The organism is Sphingopyxis sp. CCNWLW2 (assembly GCF_037095755.1).
Taxonomy (GTDB): Bacteria; Pseudomonadota; Alphaproteobacteria; order Sphingomonadales; family Sphingomonadaceae; genus Sphingopyxis.
Genome location: NZ_JBAWKJ010000001.1, coordinates 1,002,579 through 1,022,815 on the forward strand (window position 1 = coordinate 1,002,579; position 20,237 = coordinate 1,022,815).

A 20,237-nucleotide genomic window follows, 5' to 3' on the forward strand; every position below is an offset into this window, starting at 1 on the left:
AGCGTGCTTGGCTTCTACCGACCGCAACCTGTATAGACGGGTTATGGATTTTATCACTCGCACGCGCGGACGCGGATCAAAGCTTTCGACTGGATCCGCGGCCGCCCGGCCCCGCAGCCCCGACGACGAAAATGACCGGTCTCCGCCTCGTTACGCCGCCATCAAGCAGAGCATTTGCGATGCCGTTCGCGACGGGCATCTGAAGCCGGGCGACCGGGTGCCGTCGGAAGCCGAACTGGTCCAGCAGTTCGACGTGTCGCGCATGACCGCCAATCGGGCCCTACGCGAGCTACAGGCCGCGGGCGTCCTCGTGCGCCGCGCGGGCAGCGGATCGTTCATCGCCGAGCCCAAGCCGATCGGCCAGATGATCGAAATCCGCAATATCGCCGAAGAAATCCGGGAGCGCGGGCATGTCTACCGCGCGCGCGTCGTGCAGAATGACGAGATACGCGCCAATGCCGACATGGCGGCGCTGCTCGAGGTTCCGGTCGGGACCCGGCTGTTCCACTCGATCATCGTGCATCATGAAGCCGAGTTCCCGATCCAGCTCGAAGAGCGTTTCGTGCTCGCGTCGGCCGCCCCCGACTATGGCAAGATCGACTTCACGCAGATGACGCCGAACGAATATCTGACAAGGACGGCGCCGCTCGAGCGCGTCGAACATCGGGTTCGCGCCGAAATGCCCGATGCGCGCACCCACAGCATGCTGGGGCTGTCGGACGGCGAACCCGTGCTGCGGATGACGCGCCGGACATGGAGCCATTCGCGCCTCGTCAGCCACGCCTGGCTGACGCATCCGGGATCGCGCTTCGAGCTGTCGGCCGCCTTCTCGATCGACGACTGACCGCCGGCAGGTCAGGCCGCGCTGCGGGTGACGACGGGTTTGCGGCGCCGGCGCAGCCAGCGGAAGTCGGCGCGGCTGAAACTCTTGAACAGCAGGTAGAAACCGGTCCCCGACAGCCACAGCACGCCAAAAGCCACGAAGATGATCAGCGGGTGATTGAAGCTCTTCCGGTTCACATAGTCCATATTGTGGAGCATCCAGAAGAAATCCCAGGTCCGCCAGGTATCGCCGCGCATGACGAGAAAGCGCGCGGTGTCGAGCGCGACATAGGCGCTGCTATTCTCGGCATCGGCGAAGTCGACACGCCACATCGCGCCTTCATGGTCGCGCGATTCGAGATTCGGCTTCGCCAGCACGCTGACCTTGCGGATCGGCGCCTCGTTCATCATTGCGGCGACATCGCGCGCCATTTGCTCGTCGACATGAACAAGCGCGCCGCTCGTCGCGTCGACCAGACGAACGCCCTTGGCCGAACGAAGCTCGTAGACCGGCCGGGCGCCGAGGTCGCGCAGGATCACCCCGGTCACGGGCTCGCCGCGCGGCAAGGCGGCGACGTCGAAATACGCCCCGGCCGGCAGCGGATGCGCGTGCGACATGCCGCCGTCATGGCCACCGACCTTGTCCTTGTCGAGCAGCGCCATCACCGAGCCGCTCAAGGCCCAAAGGAGGAACTGGAGGCCCAGGATGAGCCCCACCCATTTGTGAATGCGCCGGAAGAACAGCGGCGTCAGCCGGATGCGTTTCATGCCTTGTTCCTTTTGCGACGCTTGAAGGACCAGATCAGCAGCCAGGCGCCCGTCAGCGCCATGGCAAAGGCGCTCCATGTCGCGACGCGAAGCAGCGGATTGTTGACGTCGGTCCGTTCGTCATAGTCCATGATGTGGAGCATCCAGGCGAAATCGAAGACGCGCCACAGCGCATGGCGGCGCGAAATCAGCTCGCCGGTTTGCGGCGAGAGATAGAGCGTCGGACGATTCCAGCCCTCGAACTCGACCTGCCAATAAGGCGGCTTTCGCGACTGCATTTCCTGCGGTGCCGTAGTGAGCAAACGCACCGACACGATCCGCCCGTCGCCGGTGTAGATGCGCCGCGCCTGCGCCCGAACCTGGGACTCGGTCAGCGCAGGCAGCGGCGCGCCCGAGCGGGCATCGTAGAGGCGCGCGCCTTCGGGTGTCTCGGCGCGCCAGACGGGCCGGTCGAAGAAGCGCTGCAGCCGGAGCTCGGATGCGCCGGGCGCCGCCGCGACGATGCGCGCGGGCGGTGCAAGGCCGGCAAGGTCGAACGGTTCGGCAACCGGCGCCCGCACGAGATTGTCGCCGTGGATGATGTCGATATGGACAACCACCATATAGAGGCCGGTCAGCGTCCAGAGCAGTGCCTGGACGCCGACGACCAGCGCCAGCCATTTATGCGTTCGCCGAACAAGCAGCGGCCAACGGATCGCCATTTCCCCTGCCCTCAGAATGCCGTGCGGAAACCGACGTAGAAACGCCGTCCGAGCAGATCATAGGTCATCGTGTCGGTGTTCGCATCGGTGAAGCTCTGGATATAGGGCGCCTTGCGATCGAAGAGATTGTCGACCCCCAGCTGGAAGCGGGTTTTTTCGTCGATCTCGAACGCGACCTGAAGATTATGGTAGAAGACATTGGGCGTGCTGTAGCCGATCTCGCCGGGCGCCGCATTGAAGTCGGTCGCCTTGCCGACCCACTGGGTCGACCAGGTCGCGCTGATACCGTCCTTTTCGGCGGTCAGCACGCCATAGCCGCGCCATTTCGAATAGCCGCCATTACCGCCCCCGATGAAGCCGTCGAAATCGATCGGCGCGCCGCCGGGGAAAGGCAGAACGACATATTTGTTGAGGTAGGTCAGGTTGACGTCGAGCGAGATGTTCACGCTGCCGATGCCGCCCGCGTAAACGAGACCGAGATCGAGCCCGTTCATTTCCTCGCGTCCGGTGTTGATCGGCTGCGCCGAGAGGAAAGTGACTTCGCCGGTGAGCGGGCTGCGCGTGAAATCGTCGCAGAAGGGATGCGACAGGTTCGTGCTGGCGTAGCAGATGGCGAGCTTGGTCGATCCGGGGATCGCGCGGATCGCGTCCTTGATCGTGATGTCGAACCAGTCGGCGGTGAGCGACAGGCCGGGGATCAGCCCCTTGGGCGAAACGACCGTCCCGACCGTCCAGGTGGTCGAGCTTTCGGGCTGCAAATTCTCGTTGCCACCGACCGTCGTCAAAATCGTGGTGCCGAGCTGGACATAGTTCGCAGGGACTCCCGACGCCCGGCAGTTGGCGATCAGCCCGGCATTGCCGCTGGTCGAATAGCGCGAGCACGGATCGGTCGTGGTCAGATTGCCCTCGGACACGCCGCCGAACAATTCGGGGACATTCGGAATGCGAAAACCGGTGCCATAGGTGCCGCGCAGGCGGAAGCTGTCGCTGATGACCCAGTCGAGGCTTCCCTTGTAGTTCCAGTCGCTGCCAAACAAATCATAGTTCGAATAGCGGACCGCGCCGCCCGCCGTCAGCGCCTGAAAGAAAGGCGTATCGGCCAGGATCGGCACCGACAGCTCGAGATAGGCTTCCTTGGCGGTGCTGGTTCCCGAAATCGGGCTCTGCTGGTTGGTGTTGGCGATACCGAGCACGGTCAGCGGATCGGGATCGCGCCAGCCCTTTTCCTTGCGATAGACGACGCCCGCCGCGAACGAGACGGGCCCCGCAGGCAGCTTGAACAGATCGCCGTTGAGGTCGGCGGTGACCGTCGCCAGCTCATTCCCGCCGCGATCGCGCGATGTGAAGAGGATATAGTCGAGAACCTGCGGGGTCAGGTCGCCGAAGCCAAGATAGTCGGCGCAGGGGATCGTCGCACCGGCAGCGAGGCTGCACTTGGTCGTGTCGATCGTGTTGCGGACACGCTCCAGATTGGCGACGTTGGTCGACCCGTCGACCGCGGTGTTGCGGCCGAACGCGCCCGCGACTTCCCACCCCCAATTGTTCGAGAGCTTGCCGCGCAGGCCGAACGTGCCCTGCCAGGTATCGGTTTCCTGAAAAAACTGGCGCGGCCCCGGTTCGGCGAGGCGGCGCTGGATCAGGACGATATTTTGCCCCGTCGGGTTGGTCGGATTGCTCGCCGCGATCGAAAGATTTCGCAGCGTACCGGGCGTCGCGATCTGGTTCGATTTGCGGAACGTATAGAGGAATTCGCCAAACGCCTCGATATTGTCGGTGATGTCATAGTCGGCGAAAAAGGCGGTGCTGACGCGCTCGACGGGGCTGACCGCGTTCAGGAACGGGTTCGAATTGAAATTATGCTTCGCCGCGCTATACGGCTCGAAGAAATTGCCGTTGCCGCCCAGCACCTGATTGAAGTTGATCTGCTGACCGTTCGGCAGCACCGCGCGGCCGCCGATGGTCGACGCGCTGTTGACGCAGCTCAGCGCGCCGGGCGTGGTTTCCGCCAGCGAGCAGGGCGCGCGGCTCGCCATGTTGACCGCCTTGGTCTTCTGATAGGTGACCGCCGCCATGAAGCCGCCGCGATCATTGCGAACACCCCACAGCAGGTCGGCGGTGAAGTCCGACCCGTCGCCCTTTTCGGTAAGCCCCTGACGAACGCTGAGGCCAAGACCTTCATAGTCGGTGCGGGTCACGAGGTTGACGACGCCCGCCATCGCGTCGGCGCCGTAGATCGCCGAAGCCCCGTCCTTGAGGACGTCGGTGCGCGCGAGCGCCGCGACGGGGATCATGTTGAGGTCGGGCGACGAGTTCGCCCCGGTGCCACCCGCGACGAGACGGCGACCGTTGAGCAGGACGAGCGTGCGCTTGATGCCGAGGCCGCGGAGGTTCACCTGTGCGGTGCCATAGCCGTTGTTCGCCCAATAGGCCGAGGTCTGGTTGCCCGCGAAGCCCGCATTGGCGGGGAGGCGCTGCAGCACGGTCTCGATATTGACGACGCCGGTATTCTCGATCTGCTCGGCGGAGACCACCGTTGCCGGTCCAACCCCGGCGAGATCCTGGCGGCGGATGCGCGACCCGGTCACAACGATATCGCTGCCACTGGTCGCGCCCTCAGCGCCCGTCTCGGGTGCCGACTCGGCTTGCGCGAATGCTGGCGCGGAAATGCCCGCACAAACCGCTGCACCGGCGAGCAAAACTGTCCTGATCTTCATCGCGAAACCCCCTGTTGGTTGCGTTACCCACCGCAGAGAGCATCAAATGTATATACAGGTCAATAAAAATTTACGTTGAAGATCAATATCTTAGATGGTACTCATGGGCGCGTAGTCGGTCCATATAATACGCATCCGAAGCATCTACCCCTCACGCTGAATGACATTTTTTTGAACGCGGGCGGCGATGCGTGCCGGGCGCCGGCCGGGCCGCAAAAACCCGGGACTGGCCCTCGCCGCCGAAGGCCGTCACGTCGAAGGCGTTCTTGCTCGCGTCGGGCATTTCCATCCCCGGCGAATCGCGCGGGATGCCGGGGAACGGCGAGTCCTTTCATCGCTTTCGGTCGTTCGCGAAGGAGCGGCGGCGGGAGATCCCACCGCCTTTGGCCGGGCCCGGCCGGGCCTGCGCCGGGTCGGGCGACGATCACCAGCTAGATAGCGGCGTCGCCTGCGAAAGCCTGGAGCGCAAGGCGGCGACAGGCGTGCACACGATGTGCCTCCTCCTGATGCGCCGCCCGCCGCGGCTCAGAACCAGGCGCGTATCCCCATGACGAAGCTGACCCCGCTCGCATCCTCGCCCGCCGCGCGGGCAAAGCGCGCGGTATCGCCCACCTTGCGCGCCCATTCGACACCGACATAGGGCGCAAACTCCCTGACGATTTCGTACCGCAGGCGAAGCCCGAGCTCGACGTCGGACAAGCCGGAGCCCGTTCCGGTTTCGGGCACATCCTGCGCCGAGAAATTGAGTTCGGCCATCGGCTGGAGGATCAGTTTCTGGGTGATGCGCTGGTCGTAATAACCCTCGAGGCGGCCGAGCAGGTCGCCCTTGTTCGAGAGGAACAACGCGCCCTCGACTTCGAACCAATAGGGCGACAGCCCCTCGAAGCCGATTGTCGCATAGGTTCGGTCGGGGCCGGGGCCCAGATCCTGCCGGATACCCGCCTGCGCGTTGAAATAGGGGCCGATCGCGCGGCTGTAGAGCGCCTGAATTTCGGCGCCCTCGATGCCTTCGCCAAAGACGCCCTCGCCTTCGCTTTTGATCGTCAGCCGGTTGATGTCGCCGCCGTACCAGGCCTCGCCAGCCCAGCGGAAACCGTCGCCGCCCTTGCGCGCCTGATATTCGGCGAGATTGAAGCTGATAAAGGCGATGGTCTGCGCGCCATTCTCCTTCATCATCTCGTGGCGCGAATGTTCCATTTCAGCGCCCGGATAGATGCGGTCGGCATACCAGTCGGCCGGCGGGGCCGGCGCGGTGCCATCGCCCGGCGGCAAGTCCGTGCCGCTCACCGCGGTCGCCTTCTCCATCCCCGCCATGGCGGGCGAGGCCTTCGGGGTACAATGGCCCATTTTGGCATGTTCGGGCGGACAATCGGGATCGGATGACAGCATCGTCCCCTGATCCACCGCGCGCACGTCCTCAGCCTCCTTTTCGGAGACATCGGGTTCCGGTGTGCAATGGCCCATCGCCGCATGCTCGGGCGAACAGCCCGGGGACTCGGCCGATGGCTTTGCCGCCGGCGCGGGCGCCGAACCGTGCATCGAATGATCCGCCGACTGGGCCGCGGCGGGAACCGCGAAGGCGAGCGGCGCGATGCCCGAGAGGAGGAGCGCGATGCGCGTCATTCGGCTTCTCCCTTCGGACGGACGCTCACGACGCGCATCATCCCGGCATGCATGTGGTAAAGCATATGACAATGGAACGCCCAGTCGCCGAGCGCGTCGGCGGTGAAGTCGAAGCTCGCGGTGCCGCCGGGCTGGACGAGCACCGTATGCTTGCGCGGCGAGCGATCGCCCTTGCCCGTGACCAGTTCGAAGAAATGGCCGTGCAGGTGGATCGGGTGGCTCATCATCGAATCGTTGATGAGGTTGATCCGCACCCGCTCGCCCTCGATGAACGGGATCGGTTCGTGATGGTCGGACATTTTCACGCCGTCGAACGACCACATGAAGCGTTCCATATTGCCGGTGAGGTGGATGTCGAGCGAGCGCGAGGCGGCGCGCACGTCGGGGTTGCGTTCGAGCGCGACAAGGTCGTGATAGGTCAGCACCTTGTGCCCGACGTCCTCGAGCCCCTGCCCCGGCTCGCCCATACGGTCGACCGGCATCGGCGAGATCGACTGGACGCTGGGGTCGCGCTTGACCTGCGGCGCGACGCTGAAGTCGCGCATGCTGTGGTTCATGCCCCCTGCACCATGCCCCATCGCCGCGTGATCGACGGCCCCGCCGTCAGCCGGCGGAGGCGTGCAATGGCCCATTGCCGCATGTTCGGGCGTGCACGACGCATCGCCGCTCGCCATCGCGCCCATGCCCATGTCCTTCATCGTCGCCAGCGGGCGTTCGCGGAGCGGCGGCACCGCGGCGGCCATGCCGGCGCGCGGCGCGAGCGTCGCGCGCGCCATGCCCGAGCGATCATTGGCTTCGGCAACGAAGGTATAGGCACGGTCCTCGACCGGGGTGACAATGACGTCATAGGTTTCGGCGACGGCAATCTGGAACTCGTCGATCTCGGTCGGCACGACGTTGAGCCCGTCGGCCTGAACGACGGTCATCCTGAGGCCAGGGATGCGCACATTGAAGATCGTCATCGCCGACGCGTTGATGATCCGCAGCCGCACGCGCTCGCCGGGATTGAAGAGCGCGGTCCAATTATCGCGCGGACCGTGGCCGTTGACGAGGAAGCTATAGGTCGATCCATTGACGTCGGCGACATCGGTCGGGTCCATGCGCATCGCGCCCCATTCGACGCGCTCCTTCAGCGACTGGTCCTTGCCGGCCAGCAGACCGGACAGGGTCTGGCGCTGCATGTTGAAATGGCCCGGGTTGACCTTGAGCTTTCGAAAGATCGCCTCGGGCGACAGCTGGCTATGATCCGAGAGGACGACGACATGCTCGCGATCATAACCGATCGGATCGGGACCTGCGGGATCGATGACGATCGGGCCGTAATGCCCGAGCTGTTCCTGAAGCCCCGAATGGCTGTGATACCAATAGGTCCCTGATTGCACGACCGGAAATTCATAGACGAAGCGCGATCGCGGCTTGATCCCGGGGAAGCTGACGCCGGGCACGCCGTCCATGTGGAACGGCAGGATCAGCCCGTGCCAATGGATCGAGCTGTCCTCATCGAGGTCGTTGATGACCGTGAGGCGTGCCGTCTGTCCCTCCTTCAGGCGCACGAGCGGCGCGGGCACGGTGCCGTTGATCCCGATCGCGCGGCTGACCTTGCCGTCGATCCGCATCGTCTGACGCGCGATGCGAAGGCTGATATCGTTGCCCGACACTGTCGGCAGCGGCGCGACGATACCGGACGACACCGACTGCGCCCAGGCCGGAAACCAGGGAGCAAGCGCGGCCACGGTTCCGCCGCCCAATGCCCCCGTCACGAAACGACGCCTGTCTATCTGCATAAAATTCCCGGATATTGCCTTGTCTCAATAGTCATACGCGGCACGCTCCCCCGCCCCTCACCCTTTCGGACGAAATTGCGTGATGAGCTGCGCTCCTGCCTTCAGCCTGTCTCGCGCACGGCCGTCTCGCCGAGCAGCGCCTTCAATTTCGCACGGGCACGGTAGAGCCGCATTTCGATCGTCTTCTCGCTTGTCTGGAGCAGTTCGGCGGTTTCCGCCTGGCTCAGTTCCTCGACGCCGCGAAGCACCAGAACCTCGCGCAAATTGGGTGCGAGGCGCGACATGGCGGCGCGGACACGGACGAGTTCGGCCCGGTCGGCCGCTTCGGCATCGGGCGCCGGGCCATCGCTCGCGACGTCATGGGCGCTTTCGAGCGGCAAGGCGCGCGCGAAGAAGGACCGGACCGCGCGGCGCCGCGCCCAGTCGCGGCACTTGTTGAGCGCGATCCGGGCGATCCATATCCGGAACGGCCGGTCCGCATCATAGCGGCCAAGCGCCGCAAAGCCGGCGACAAAAGTTTCCTGCGTCAAATCCATCGCCTCGTCCGGGTCGCCGATATTGGCACGGATCAGGCGAAAGACCGGCGCCTTGTACCGTCGCAACAATTCCCGATAGACCTGTTGTTGACCGGCGCTTGCCAGCGCAGCGAGCTCGCGGTCGCTACATTGCGCAAGGTCGAGGGTCACCGCGCATCGGCGGTCAGCGCCTGGACCACGCTCTTGTCGAACATCGCGGCCTGCTCGCGGTCGAGGACGACGCGCATCGCGAACAGATGCTGGAGCGTTTCCTTCTGCAGCTCGCCCATCACGCGGTGGGTCTCGTCGATCGCCTCGGTAACGCGCGGTCCATAGCCATGTTCGGCTTCGATCGCCTGCGCGAGCCGGATATTGGCGGCGCGCATGTCGAGTTCGAGCGCATCGCGCCGGGTCGCGAATTTCGCCTCGATCTTGTCGAGCTTCACCTTCTGCGCGGGTGAAAGCTTCAGCTCGCGATGGAGAAGCGCGTGAAGTTCGGTTTCGCTGGCACGCGGCGCCTCGACGACGAGGCGTCCGGCGAGCACGCCAGCGAGTGCCGCGACGAACGCGACCAGACCGAAGAGCAGCAAACGGCGCGACGACGTCATCAACGCGAATCCAGCAAGGTCGAGGGGGCCAGCGGACTGGCCGGAATGAGCGGCGTGATCGGGCTCGCGGCAACGGCGGGCGGAACGACCGCGCTGCCGACAACGAAGCCACCACCCAGCGAAACGAAAGCGGCAATCGCCATCATGCGCCGCACCGCCGACGCCTCGCGCTGCCGACCCGCGAGCGCGGACAGCACACGCTCGTCGAGCGTTTCGAGCTCGATCGGCACCTGCGCTTCATTCAAAATCCGGAGTTCGTCCATCGGCCTTCCTGCAGTCCACAACAGATAATACGCGCACGATCGCATCATCCCTCAGAAATAATCCAACAAGAGCTTGCCGATTTTCCGAGGGCCGTGCCGCCGCTTTGCGTATTAGCAGGACAGACCCGAATTTGGAGGTTTTTATAATGAAGTCATTTCTCCCCGCTGCAACCGCCGCCCTCGCGCTGCTCCTGACGCCCGTCGCGGCGAGCGCCCATGCCAAGCTCGTCGCCTCGACCCCGGCCGCGAATGCGACCGCCTCGAAAGTGACCTCGGTCAACCTGCGCTTCAACGAAAAGCTGATCGCCTCGACCGTGAAAGCCGAGCTGGTGATGACCGGCATGCCGGGCATGGCCAATCACGCGCCGATGAAGATTCCGGCGACGTCGTCGATGGGCAAGGACGGCAAGTCGCTGACGCTCACCGCCAAGCGCGCGCTCGTCCCCGGCACCTACAAGGTCACATGGTCGGCAGCGGGCGCCGATACGCACCGCATGGGAAGCGAATTCAGCTTCACGGTGAAATAAGGCCGTGGCCGATCTCCTCCTGATGGGTGTCCGGTTCGCGCTGTTCGCGGTCCTGATGCTCATCGCGGGACTCGCCGCTTTCCCGCTCCATGCGCTGGAGCCTGGCGAGCGGCAGGATCCCGAACTGGGATCGATCCTCTCCCGGCCGATGCGGTGGCTCTGCGCCGCGGCCCTGTTCCTTTCGCTCATGGGCATGGCGGTCCTGACCGCCAGCATGCAGGGGATCGGGATCTTCGCCATCGACCCGGCAATGGTCGTCGCGCTCGTGGGCGAGACCGATGTCGGCGTCGCCTGGCTCGTGCGCATGGCAGCCCTGCTTGTCACCGCGGTCGCCGCTTTCCGTATCGCCCGCAGCCCGGTCGCGGCGACAATGATCGTCGCCGTCGCCGGAGCCGTCGCGCTGGCGACGCTGGGCTGGTCGGGCCATGCCGGCGCGAGCGAAGGCACCGCCGGATGGATTCACCGGGCAAGCGACGCGCTCCATATGATTGCCGCCGCGATCTGGTTGGGCGCGATTACCGGCTTCCTCCTGATGCTCCGTCCGGGCGAACCGGTCGCAAAAGACCGTCTCGCGATGACGGCCCGAAGCCTCGACCGGTTCGCGCCGGTGGGGACATTGTGCGTGCTCCTGATCGCGGCGACCGGACTGGTGAACGGCCAGATGATCGTCGGGGCCGCGAATATCGGGCGGTCGATCGCCTCGCCCTATGGTCAGCTTCTCGCGATAAAGCTCTTCCTGTTCGCCGCGATGCTGGCGCTCGCCGCCGCCAACCGCTGGCGCCTCACCCCCGCGCTCGCGCGAGCATTGGACGAGCCCGATACCGATCCTGCCAGCGCCGCGCGCGCGATGCGCCGCAGCCTGATCCTCGAAGCCTTGGCAGGTCTCGCGATCCTCGCGCTCGTCGCATGGTTCGGCATGCTGGAGCCCTTCAACCCCGCGTGACCGGCACCCGATCGGCAGACTTGACCCTGTAGTAGCTACAGGGTGCATAAGGGCAGCGAATCGAGCGGAGGGATAATCGCATGAGCATGTCGAACCGTCGGGACGCGGCCGCGCTGATCGCGGTCGAGATGACGCAATATCGTGCCGCTCGCCGCGACGGCGACCATCCTGCCGCCTGGAACGCCATCGGACGCGCGCACATCGTCGCGCAGCCCTTCTTCGCACTTCACCTGTCTGCGCACTGGCACATGCTCGGTTTTGCGATTGTCCTTCGCGACGGGCGCGAGGTGGCCGGCCAGCTGCTGCGGCTTGCCCTCGTCCCGCTGGGATCGCTGACCGGCAGGCTGCCCATCGGCAATACCGGCCGCGCCCGGATCAGCGCCTTCCTGCCAATGCCGGTGCCGCCCGATCTCGCCAAGATGATTTCGCCACACGACAAACCGGTTTCGCGCTGATAAGGGAACGGCCATGCCGAATGCGTTCATGCGACTGCTGATGATCATCGGGGTGCTGCTTTGCAGCATGCACGTCGCCGAACCGGCGTCGGCGCATTCCACGGCAAGCGAAACCGCCTTTCACCTGTCGGCCGGCGACGACGAACAGGATGGGCAGAATCCCGCATCGCAGCTCGTGCATGGCGGGCATCATCATTGCCCGGTCGCACCGGACCTCAAGGCCACGTCGACCGACACCCCAGCGCAACCAGCCCGCGCGCCGCTTTTTGCCGCGCCCGCGACCGAGCTCGCTTCGCGCATCCTGCCCCCGCTACTCGATCCGCCGCTCCTCGCGATCTGAGCACGCTCGCCGCTTTTTACGCGGCGATCTCTCCGATCAACCGAGGATGGAATCTTTATGTTCAGGTTCGTTGCTGCCCTGGTGGCAGCCACATCGTGCGTCGCGATCGCGCACGCACAGGAGGCCGGCACCGAAAGCCGCCAGATATCCGGCCCGCTTCTGACGCTCGACGAGGCCGTTGCGCTCGCGGGCGGCAGCGCGCCCGCGGCCGAAGCCGCGGCGGCGGACGTCGATGCCGCAAACGCCGCGCGCCGCGCGGCGGGGCTCCGGCCCAATCCCGCGCTTTCGGTCGAAGTCGAGAATTTCGTCGGCACCGGGCCCTATAATGGCGTCAATGGCGCCGATGTGACGGCAAGCGTCGCGATCCCGCTCGAACTCGGCGGCAAGCGGCAAGCGCGCGTCGCGGTTGCCCATGCCGCGACGCACCGCGCGCAAATCGCCCAGGCGATCGCCCAGGCGGACGTAAGACTGCAAGTGACCGAACTCTATATCCAGGCCTCCGCCGCCGAAGTGCGGGTCGCGATGGCCGAGGATCAATATCGTATCGCGGGCGACACCGCGCGCGCCGCGACAATCCGGGTGCAGGCGGGGCGCGCATCGCCGCTCGAACAGGAGCGCGCCGAAGTCGCGCGCCTGACCGCGGAAGCCGAGGCCGACAAGGCGCGGCGCCTCGCCGATGCCGCCCGTGCCAATCTCGCGCGGCGCGTCGGACGTCCGGTCGCCGGCCCGCTCGACATAGCGGTGCTCGGCGGACCCGGAAACGGAACGACGGGTCCACCCCGCCCCGTTTCGGCGGCGGGCACGCTCGCGTTGGCGGCCGCCGACGCCGATCTCCGGACCGCCGATGCCAGCGTCCGGCTGGCACGCTCGCAACGCGTGCCCGACGTCACGGTCGGGCCGGGGGTTCGCCGGATCGAGGCGACCAACGATGTGGCGGCGGTGTTCAGCGTTTCGGTGCCACTGCCGCTGTTCAAAAACGGACGCGCGGCGGTCGACCAGGCGAATGCCGAGCGGCGGCGCGCCGACGCGCAGCGCCGCGTCACCGCGCTCGACGTCGAGCAGGCGATCAGCGATGCCGAGACAGAGGCCGCCAATGCGGCAGCGACGGCGCGGGTCGCGAGCGGCCCCGCCCTCTCGGCGGCGATGGAAGCGGCCCGGATCGCGCGCATCGGCTACCGCGAGGGCAAGTTCGGGCAGCTCGAACTGCTCGATGCCGAACGGACGCTGACCGAGATGCGGGTCGCGTCGATCGAAGCGCTCGCCTCCTATCAACTTGCCAAGGCCCGGTTGGAACGCCTCACGGCTCCCGCGCCCCTCGAAGGAAATTGACGCCATGACCATCAACATCAGCCGAAAGCTGCTGCTCGCCGCGACACTGCCGCTCTTCCTCGCGGCGTGCGGCGGCGGCGAGAGCGCCAAGCCCGCCGACGAGCATGGCGAGGAAGAGGCCGGCCATGCCGACGAAGGAAAAATCGCGCTCACGAACGAACAGATCAAGATCGCCGGGATCGCCCTCGGTCGCCCGACGGGCGGCAGCGCCGGCGCCCTGCAATTGCCGGCGACGATCGAAGGCGATCCGCAAGCAACCCAAGCCGTGTCGGCCGCGATCGGCGGGCGCGTCGTCGCCCTCAATCGCAATCTTGGGCAGACCATCGGCCGGGGACAGACGCTCGCGATCATCGAAAGCCGCGAGGCAGCACAGCTCCAGGGCGAAGTGCAGGCCACGCGCGCGCGCCTCGCGCTCGCCAACTCCAATCTCGCCCGCGAGGAGCGGCTGTTCGCGCAGCGCGTGTCGCCCGAGCAGGATGTCATTGCGGCGCGCACCGCCGCGACCGAGGCGCGGATCGCTTATCAGCTCGCCCAGCAACAGGTATCGGCAGCGGGGGGCGGTGGCGGCCAGCTCAACCGGATCGCGATTGCCGCACCGATCTCGGGACAGGTGATCGCGCGCAGCGTCGTTCTCGGACAGACCGTCGCCGCCGACGCCGAGCTTTACCGCATCGCGAACCTGTCGAGCGTTTCGCTGTCGCTGAACCTTCAGCCCGCGGACGCAGGACGCATTCGCCCGGGCGCTATCGTTTCGGTCAGCGCGCCCGGACGCCAGGCGACCGGCAAGATCAGCTTCGTCTCGCCCGCGCTCGATCCGGCCACGAAGCTCGTGCCCGCGATCGCGATCCTCGATAATCGCGCCGGACAATGGCGCGTCGGCGAAGCGGTGACCGCCTCGGTCGCGCTCGCTGACGCAGACGGCGATGCATCGATCAGCATTCCCTCGACCGCGATCCAGACCGTCGAAGGCAAGAGTGTCGTGTTCGTTCGCACCAAAGAGGGTTTCGAGGTCGTTCCGGTCGTGCTGGGCGACCGCGCCGGCGCCAATGTGATCATACGCTCGGGGCTCAAGGGCACCGAACAGATCGCCATCACCAACAGCTTCGCGCTCAAGTCGGAAATCGGCAAGGGCGAAGCAGGCCATGAGGATTAAGCCATGATCGCCCGCACCGTCACCTGGGCGGTCGAGAAGCGCTGGCTTGTCGTCCTGCTCACCGCCATTGCCGCCGTCATCGGAGCCTTCGCGCTGTCGCGCCTGCCGATCGACGCGGTTCCCGACATCACCAACAACCAGATCCAGATCAACGTCCGCGCGCCGGCGCTTTCACCCGAACTTGTCGAGAAGCAGGTCGCCTTCCCGATCGAGACTGCGCTCGCGGGGATTCCAGGGCTTGAATATACACGCTCGCTGAGCCGCAACGGTTTCGCACAGGTCACGGCCGTTTTCACCGATGGGACCGATATCTATTTTGCGCGCCAGCAGGTCGGCGAGCGCCTCAATGAAGCGACCGAGACCATGCCCGACGGCGTCCGGCCCGAGATGGGTCCGATCGCGACGGGTCTCGGCGAAGTCTATATGTGGACGGTGCGTCTCGCGCACCGCAAGGACGATACGCACAAGCCCGGCGAACCCGGCCTCCAACCCGACGGCAGCTATGTAACGCCCGAGGGCGAACGCCTCGTCACCGAGGCGGACAAGGCCACCTATCTTCGCACCGCGCAGGACTGGATCGTCACGCCGCTGCTCCGTACCGTCCCGGGCGTCGCCGGGATCGATGCGATCGGCGGCTATTCGAAGCAATATATGGTCGTGCCCGATGTGCAAAGGCTGGCGGCGCTCGACCTCAGCCTCACCGATCTTGCCGAAGCCCTCGAACGCAACAACACAAGCGTCGGCGGCGGGGTCGTCGAACGCAACGGCGAAGGGCTTGCCGTTCGTTCCGATGCGCTCATTCGCGATACCGCCGAGCTGTCGCGGGTCGTGGTCGCGACGCGGTCGGGCGTACCGATCACGCTCGACCAGGTGGCAAGCGTCCGTACCGGCCAAGCCGTACGCATGGGCTCGGCATCGGAGAATGGCACCGAGGTCGTCGTCGGCACCGCGATCATGCGCATCGGCGAGAACAGCCGAGCCGTCGCGACCGCGGTTGCCGACCGGCTCGAAGCGACCAACGCGTCGCTCCCGCCCGACGTCGTCATCGAGCCGGTTCTCGATCGCACCAAGCTCGTCAATTCGACGATCTGGACGGTCGGCAAGAACCTGACCGAGGGCGCGCTGCTTGTTATCGTCGTGCTCTTCCTGCTGCTCGGCAATTTCCGCGCGGCGCTGATCGCGGCGCTCGTTATCCCGATCACCATGCTCCTCACCAGCTTCGGTATGCTGCGCGCTGGCGTGTCGGCGAACCTGATGAGCCTCGGCGCGCTCGACTTCGGCCTGATCGTCGATGGCGCCGTCATCATCGTCGAAAATGCGCTGCGACGCATGGCCGAGTTCCAGCACCGCGAGGGGCGGATCCTGACGCTTCAGGAGAGGCTTGCTTCGGTCGCAGCGGCGGCGCGCGAGATGGTGCGCCCCTCGGTCTATGGCCAGGCGATCATCATCCTCGTCTATGTGCCTTTGCTCACCTTGAGCGGTGTCGAAGGCAAGACCTTCATTCCGATGGCGCTGACCGTGATCATTGCGCTCGCCTTCGCTTTCATCCTCTCGCTCACCTTCGTGCCGGCCGCGATCGCCATCTGGCTCTCCAAGCGCGTCGAGGAGAAGGAGGGCCGCGTCATGGTGTGGCTGAAGCAACGCTACGAACCCGGTCTCGACCGGGCGATGAGCAAACCCAAGGTCACGCTCGGCGCCGGGATCGGCGGGTTCGTCGTCGCAATCCTTGCCTTCTTCTCGCTCGGCCAGGTGTTCTTGCCGCAGCTCGACGAGGGCGACCTGCTTATCCAGGCGTTCCGCGTTCCCTCGACCTCGGTCCAGCAGAGCCAGGCGATGCAGGTGCCGATCGAACGGATGCTCTCGAAGCAGCCCGAGGTCGACATCGTCTTCTCGAAGACCGGAACGGCTGACCTCGCCTCCGATCCGATGCCGCCCAATGCGACCGACAATTTCGTGATCCTGAAACCCCGAAAGGAGTGGCCCGACCCCAGCCTGCCCAAGGCCGAACTGGTCGAACGGCTGGAAAAGGAGCTGAACGAGATTGCGGGCAATGCCTATGAGATCACGCAGCCGATCCAGATGCGCTTCAACGAGCTCATCGCCGGCGTACGCGGCGACATTGCCGTCAAAGTCTATGGCGACGACTTCGACGCCATGACCCGGACCGCGCAGGAAATCGCCGCGATCTTGCGGAAGACCGTTGGCGCGACCGATGTGCGTGTCGAAGAAACCGAAGGTCTCTCGATGCTCGATATTCGGGCGAACCGCGAGGCGATGGCGCGACTCGGCGTCACCGCACAGGATGTGCAGGATGTCGTAACCGCGACGATCGGCGGCCGCCAGGCCGGCACGATCTTCGAGGGCGACCGCCGCTTCCCCGTGGTCGTCCGGCTGTCGGACGCGCAGCGCTCGGACCTCTCGGTGCTCGAACAGGTGCAGGTCCGCGTTCCCGGCGGCTCTTTCGTGCCGCTTGCCAGCGTCGCCGACATCCGCGTCGTCGATGGACCCAACCAGATCAGTCGCGAAAATGGCAAGCGGCGCGTCGTCGTCCAGGCCAATGTTCGCGGCCGCGCGATTTCCGACGTCGTCGCCGATGCCAAGGCAGGTATCGCGAAGGATGTCCGCTTACCCGCGGGCAGCTACCTCGAATGGGGCGGACAGTTCGAGAATCTGGCCTCCGCTCGCGATCGGCTCCTGCTCGTCATCCCGGCGTGTTTCATCCTGATCCTGCTGCTGCTCTACGGCGCGCTTCGTTCGCCGCGCGACGCGGCGATCGTGTTCACCGGGGTGCCGCTGGCGTTGATCGGCGGCGTGCTTGCCCTGTTCCTGCGCGGCATGGATTTCTCCATCTCGGCAGCAGTCGGGTTCATCGCGCTGTCGGGTATCGCGGTGCTCAACGGGCTCGTGATGGTGTCGTCGATCCAGGAGCTGATGCGCTCGGGCATGGCGCGGGCGGAAGCCGCGCGGCAAGGCGCGCTCATGCGCCTGCGTCCCGTGGTGATGACCGCGCTTGTCGCAAGTCTCGGATTCGTGCCGATGGCGCTAGCGACCGGCGCCGGCGCCGAGGTGCAGAAACCGCTCGCGACAGTGGTGATCGGGGGGCTGATCTCGGCGACCTTGCTCACCCTGTTCGTACTTCCGACGCTCTACGCGCGTTATGGAGGCGGACGCGCGCTGAAGGACGAAAGGACGAACGATGGCGCATTCGCATAGTCAAAAAGAGGGCGGCCATTCCGGGCACGACCATGCGGCGGGCGCGAACAGCCGGAGCCTGACAATCGCGCTGGCGCTGACGGGCACATTTCTCGTCGCCGAACTGGTAGGGGCGTGGCTGTTCAACAGCCTCGCCCTGCTCTCCGATGCGGCGCATATGTTCACCGATGCGGCCGCGCTCGCGATTGCGCTGGCCGCGATCCGCATCGGCCGCCGCCCCGCCGACGTCAAGCGCACCTATGGCTACCGCCGCTTCGAAATCCTCGCCGCAGCGTTCAATGCGCTGCTGCTCTTCGCGGTTGCCGCTTACATTCTCTACGAAGGGATCAAGCGTTTCGTCGAGCCGCAGGAGGTCCAGTCGCTCGGCATGCTGGCGGTTGCCGCCGCAGGGCTCATCATCAATCTTGTATCGATGCGCGTGCTTGCGGGCGGCAAGGATGAGAGCCTCAACGTCAAAGGCGCCTATCTCGAGGTCTGGGCCGATATGCTCGGTTCGCTCGGGGTCATCGGGGCCGCGATCCTGATCCATTTCACCGGCTGGAGCTGGGTCGACCCGATCGTCGCGATCGCGATCGGTCTCTGGGTGCTGCCGCGGACGTGGATTCTTCTGCGCGACACCACCAATATCCTGCTGCAAGGCGTTCCGCGCGGCGTCGATCTGGGGGCGGTGCGCGCAAGCATCGCAGCTGTCGAGGGTGTGGCCGAAGTCCATGACCTCCATCTCTGGTCCATCGCAGGCCGCGATATGAGCCTGACGGCGCATGTCGTCCTGACGCCGGGGCGCGAAGCGGACGCCGTTCGGCTGGCGGTTTCGGAAGCGTTGCACGACGCGTTCGCAATCGCGCACGCGACATTACAGATGGAATCCGCCAGCGAGCAATGCGCCGAGCCGGAGCATGACTAGCCGCGGCGCGTGCTAGCGCTCCGCCCGATAGAGGGAGATCGAGCCCGTCGGGGTCTGGATGGCCCGGACTTCCTCGACATCGCGAAAACCCGCGCTGCACAGGATTTCGGGGACGCAGCCCCGCGCATTCGGCTCGGTAAGCTCGAAGCCATCGATCATCTGGACCTGACGGAACAAAGTTCGCATCAGGAGCGAGCGTTGCTCGCCATAGTCGGCGATGTAGAGCCCGCCGCCCGGTTTCAGCAGCCGCCACATCTGACCGACGATCGCTTCCTTCACCTCCATCGGGCATTGATGGAGCACGAGGCTCGAGACGATCTTGTCGCATTGCTGGAGCGGGCCGATTGGATCGAGCGCATCGCCCATCGCCTCGAACCAGAGGATGTCCGCATCCGCCTCTCCTGCCTTTCTGCGGGCGATGTCGAGTATATCCGGATCGGGATCGACGCCCAAGATGATGCTGGTCGGGGCCGCCGCCTTCAGCGCTATCGCAAGCGTTCCGGTGCCGCATCCGATATCGACGATCGTCTCGCCGGCCCCCGGAGCGACGAGCTTCACCAGCTCGCCCCGCCACCTCTTCTCGCGCGTCATCAAGGCGAGCACCGCATCATATCGCTCGATATTGCCCGCCTTGCCCAGCGCGGGCACGAAATCTCGATTTGTGTCTGCCATGATCAGGACACTAGCCCCGCGGGGACCGGTACGCTTGAACGATGCGGCTATCGCTCCAGAATGATGTCGCTGGCGCGGATGCCGAACATGGCCTTGATCGTCCGGGCAAAATGCGCGGCGTCGGCAAAGCCGGCTCCATGGGCGGCCTCGGTGATGTTCGATCCTGCCAGCAGCCCCTCGAACGCCGCGCTCAGGCGCCGCCACAGGATATAGCGTTGGAACGGCATACCAATCTCGGAAGCGAAGAGGTGCCGAAGCCGACCGACCGAAAGCCGCGTCCCGGCGGCGACATCGAACAGACGAACCGTGCCGAGCGGGAGGCGCTGTTCGATCGTGGCAATCATGTCCGAGATGCGCGTGTCGATGCTTCGCCGCGGGGCGCGCGTCATCCAGTCTTGCCAGAAGGGACGCGTCGCAGCGCCCGGCACAATCTGGAACCGGCCTACTTCGATGCGATCTCGCAGCTTGTCCGGCGGACCGAAGCCGGCGGTCGGTTCGACAAAACAGATATCCGCACCGGCGGACGGGAGCAGTTGGTGCCGGGCGTTGGGTTCGATCAACAGGCAGGTGCCCGAAATTTCGCGGCCGTCGCTACCGATGGCGCGCACGGGCGAATCCGCGAAGACCGCCTGGGCCGCAAAATGACGATGGGGAATCGCATCGCCGATCGTGCCCGACCACCAAGCCGTCTCGCCCTCGATGCGCAAGGCGCCCTGCCAGAAATTCTTCGCCATCGGCGGCAGGCTAACGCGGCGATCCGGCGCCGTCATTCGTCGATTGTCTCGCGGACGGGATAATTCGAACCGGATCGCCGCCGGGAGCAGCCCCGTGTCGGCACCTACGCGAGATACCGCCGACCCATCCGGATCCTCGCTTGGAGCTGGTGACAATATGGAGACAAGG

General features: G+C 65.5%; 19 protein-coding genes. 9 read left to right on the top strand and 10 right to left on the bottom strand.

Annotation, left to right across the window (positions count from 1 at the left end):
* Positions 1-43: 43 nt before the first annotated feature.
* On the top strand, positions 44-844 hold the full coding sequence (gene hutC / locus V8J55_RS04645) for a histidine utilization repressor (RefSeq protein WP_336444555.1): 801 nt from the start codon (positions 44-46) through the stop codon (positions 842-844).
* 11 nt (positions 845-855) lie between these two features.
* Here hutC and V8J55_RS04650 read toward each other — a convergent pair whose 3' ends face one another.
* From V8J55_RS04650 to V8J55_RS04685, 8 genes are all read right to left on the bottom strand, one after another.
* Complete coding sequence (locus V8J55_RS04650; RefSeq protein ID WP_336444556.1) at positions 856-1,590, bottom strand: PepSY domain-containing protein; 735 nt, start codon at positions 1,588-1,590, stop codon at positions 856-858.
* On the bottom strand, positions 1,587-2,291 hold the full coding sequence (locus V8J55_RS04655) for a PepSY domain-containing protein (protein ID WP_037517136.1): 705 nt from the start codon (positions 2,289-2,291) through the stop codon (positions 1,587-1,589). Before V8J55_RS04655 ends, V8J55_RS04650 begins: the two co-directional genes overlap by 4 nt.
* 11 nt (positions 2,292-2,302) lie before the next feature.
* Positions 2,303-5,005 carry a TonB-dependent receptor domain-containing protein gene (locus V8J55_RS04660; protein WP_336444557.1) on the bottom strand — a complete coding sequence of 901 codons (2,703 nt, stop codon included), beginning with the start codon at positions 5,003-5,005 and terminating at the stop codon, positions 2,303-2,305.
* 525 nt (positions 5,006-5,530) lie between these two features.
* Entirely contained in the window at positions 5,531-6,628 is a 1,098-nt protein-coding gene (locus V8J55_RS04665; RefSeq protein WP_336444558.1) for a copper resistance protein B, read from the bottom strand.
* The gene (locus V8J55_RS04670) at positions 6,625-8,412 is read right to left on the bottom strand and encodes a copper resistance system multicopper oxidase (RefSeq protein ID WP_336444559.1); all 1,788 of its coding nucleotides are present in this window, start codon (positions 8,410-8,412) and stop codon (positions 6,625-6,627) included. The genes V8J55_RS04665 and V8J55_RS04670 overlap by 4 nt, the downstream gene beginning before the upstream one ends.
* Positions 8,413-8,513: 101 nt before the next feature.
* Positions 8,514-9,098, bottom strand: coding sequence for an RNA polymerase sigma factor (locus V8J55_RS04675; RefSeq protein ID WP_336444560.1), 585 nt, complete (start codon positions 9,096-9,098; stop codon positions 8,514-8,516).
* Complete coding sequence (locus V8J55_RS04680; protein ID WP_037517149.1) at positions 9,095-9,535, bottom strand: periplasmic heavy metal sensor; 441 nt, start codon at positions 9,533-9,535, stop codon at positions 9,095-9,097. The genes V8J55_RS04675 and V8J55_RS04680 overlap by 4 nt, the downstream gene beginning before the upstream one ends.
* The gene (locus V8J55_RS04685; protein ID WP_037517152.1) at positions 9,535-9,798 is read right to left on the bottom strand and encodes a hypothetical protein; all 264 of its coding nucleotides are present in this window, start codon (positions 9,796-9,798) and stop codon (positions 9,535-9,537) included. Before V8J55_RS04685 ends, V8J55_RS04680 begins: the two co-directional genes overlap by 1 nt.
* 146 nt (positions 9,799-9,944) lie before the next feature.
* Between V8J55_RS04685 and copC the strand changes: the two genes are divergently transcribed.
* The 8 genes from copC to V8J55_RS04725 all read left to right on the top strand — a co-directional run bounded on the left by copC (position 9,945) and on the right by V8J55_RS04725 (position 18,662).
* Complete coding sequence (gene copC, locus V8J55_RS04690) at positions 9,945-10,325, top strand: copper homeostasis periplasmic binding protein CopC (protein WP_336444561.1); 381 nt, start codon at positions 9,945-9,947, stop codon at positions 10,323-10,325.
* 4 nt (positions 10,326-10,329) lie between these two features.
* Entirely contained in the window at positions 10,330-11,268 is a 939-nt protein-coding gene (gene copD, locus V8J55_RS04695; RefSeq protein ID WP_336444562.1) for a copper homeostasis membrane protein CopD, read from the top strand.
* A gap of 80 nt (positions 11,269-11,348) precedes the next feature.
* Positions 11,349-11,723, top strand: coding sequence for a DUF3703 domain-containing protein (locus V8J55_RS04700; protein ID WP_336444563.1), 375 nt, complete (start codon positions 11,349-11,351; stop codon positions 11,721-11,723).
* Between the two features lie 13 nt (positions 11,724-11,736).
* Entirely contained in the window at positions 11,737-12,063 is a 327-nt protein-coding gene (locus tag V8J55_RS04705; RefSeq protein ID WP_336444564.1) for a hypothetical protein, read from the top strand.
* 57 nt (positions 12,064-12,120) lie between these two features.
* Positions 12,121-13,392 carry a TolC family protein gene (locus V8J55_RS04710; protein WP_336444565.1) on the top strand — a complete coding sequence of 424 codons (1,272 nt, stop codon included), beginning with the start codon at positions 12,121-12,123 and terminating at the stop codon, positions 13,390-13,392.
* 4 nt (positions 13,393-13,396) lie between these two features.
* Complete coding sequence (locus tag V8J55_RS04715) at positions 13,397-14,545, top strand: efflux RND transporter periplasmic adaptor subunit (RefSeq protein ID WP_336444566.1); 1,149 nt, start codon at positions 13,397-13,399, stop codon at positions 14,543-14,545.
* A 3-nt stretch (positions 14,546-14,548) separates the two neighbouring features.
* On the top strand, positions 14,549-17,758 hold the full coding sequence (locus V8J55_RS04720) for an efflux RND transporter permease subunit (RefSeq protein WP_336444567.1): 3,210 nt from the start codon (positions 14,549-14,551) through the stop codon (positions 17,756-17,758).
* Positions 17,742-18,662 carry a cation diffusion facilitator family transporter gene (locus V8J55_RS04725; RefSeq protein ID WP_336444568.1) on the top strand — a complete coding sequence of 307 codons (921 nt, stop codon included), beginning with the start codon at positions 17,742-17,744 and terminating at the stop codon, positions 18,660-18,662. The genes V8J55_RS04720 and V8J55_RS04725 overlap by 17 nt, the downstream gene beginning before the upstream one ends.
* 12 nt (positions 18,663-18,674) lie before the next feature.
* Here the strand turns inward: V8J55_RS04725 and V8J55_RS04730 are convergent, their stop codons facing one another.
* Both V8J55_RS04730 and V8J55_RS04735 read right to left on the bottom strand, forming a co-directional pair.
* A complete protein-coding gene (locus tag V8J55_RS04730; RefSeq protein ID WP_336444569.1) occupies positions 18,675-19,334 on the bottom strand; it encodes a class I SAM-dependent methyltransferase in 660 nt (219 codons plus the stop codon).
* A 47-nt stretch (positions 19,335-19,381) separates the two neighbouring features.
* Positions 19,382-20,068: a helix-turn-helix transcriptional regulator gene (locus tag V8J55_RS04735; protein WP_336444570.1), complete on the bottom strand. Its 687-nt coding sequence runs from the start codon at positions 20,066-20,068 to the stop codon at positions 19,382-19,384.
* Positions 20,069-20,237 lie beyond the last annotated feature (169 nt).

What these genes read in the sequence shown, in the direction of transcription:
- V8J55_RS04720 (WP_336444567.1), top strand. Translation starts at nt 14,549, where the DNA reads ATGATCGCCCGCACCGTCACCTGGGCGGTCGAGAAGCGCTGGCTTGTC.
- V8J55_RS04735 (WP_336444570.1), bottom strand. Translation starts at nt 20,068, where the DNA reads ATGGCGAAGAATTTCTGGCAGGGCGCCTTGCGCATCGAGGGCGAGACG.
- V8J55_RS04655 (WP_037517136.1), bottom strand. Translation starts at nt 2,291, where the DNA reads ATGGCGATCCGTTGGCCGCTGCTTGTTCGGCGAACGCATAAATGGCTG.
- V8J55_RS04715 (WP_336444566.1), top strand. Translation starts at nt 13,397, where the DNA reads ATGACCATCAACATCAGCCGAAAGCTGCTGCTCGCCGCGACACTGCCG.
- V8J55_RS04665 (WP_336444558.1), bottom strand. Translation starts at nt 6,628, where the DNA reads ATGACGCGCATCGCGCTCCTCCTCTCGGGCATCGCGCCGCTCGCCTTC.
- copC (WP_336444561.1), top strand. Translation starts at nt 9,945, where the DNA reads ATGAAGTCATTTCTCCCCGCTGCAACCGCCGCCCTCGCGCTGCTCCTG.
- V8J55_RS04710 (WP_336444565.1), top strand. Translation starts at nt 12,121, where the DNA reads ATGTTCAGGTTCGTTGCTGCCCTGGTGGCAGCCACATCGTGCGTCGCG.
- V8J55_RS04650 (WP_336444556.1), bottom strand. Translation starts at nt 1,590, where the DNA reads ATGAAACGCATCCGGCTGACGCCGCTGTTCTTCCGGCGCATTCACAAA.
- V8J55_RS04705 (WP_336444564.1), top strand. Translation starts at nt 11,737, where the DNA reads ATGCCGAATGCGTTCATGCGACTGCTGATGATCATCGGGGTGCTGCTT.
- V8J55_RS04680 (WP_037517149.1), bottom strand. Translation starts at nt 9,535, where the DNA reads ATGACGTCGTCGCGCCGTTTGCTGCTCTTCGGTCTGGTCGCGTTCGTC.
- hutC (WP_336444555.1), top strand. Translation starts at nt 44, where the DNA reads ATGGATTTTATCACTCGCACGCGCGGACGCGGATCAAAGCTTTCGACT.
- V8J55_RS04660 (WP_336444557.1), bottom strand. Translation starts at nt 5,005, where the DNA reads ATGAAGATCAGGACAGTTTTGCTCGCCGGTGCAGCGGTTTGTGCGGGC.
- V8J55_RS04700 (WP_336444563.1), top strand. Translation starts at nt 11,349, where the DNA reads ATGAGCATGTCGAACCGTCGGGACGCGGCCGCGCTGATCGCGGTCGAG.
- V8J55_RS04725 (WP_336444568.1), top strand. Translation starts at nt 17,742, where the DNA reads ATGGCGCATTCGCATAGTCAAAAAGAGGGCGGCCATTCCGGGCACGAC.
- V8J55_RS04730 (WP_336444569.1), bottom strand. Translation starts at nt 19,334, where the DNA reads ATGGCAGACACAAATCGAGATTTCGTGCCCGCGCTGGGCAAGGCGGGC.
- V8J55_RS04670 (WP_336444559.1), bottom strand. Translation starts at nt 8,412, where the DNA reads ATGCAGATAGACAGGCGTCGTTTCGTGACGGGGGCATTGGGCGGCGGA.
- V8J55_RS04685 (WP_037517152.1), bottom strand. Translation starts at nt 9,798, where the DNA reads ATGGACGAACTCCGGATTTTGAATGAAGCGCAGGTGCCGATCGAGCTC.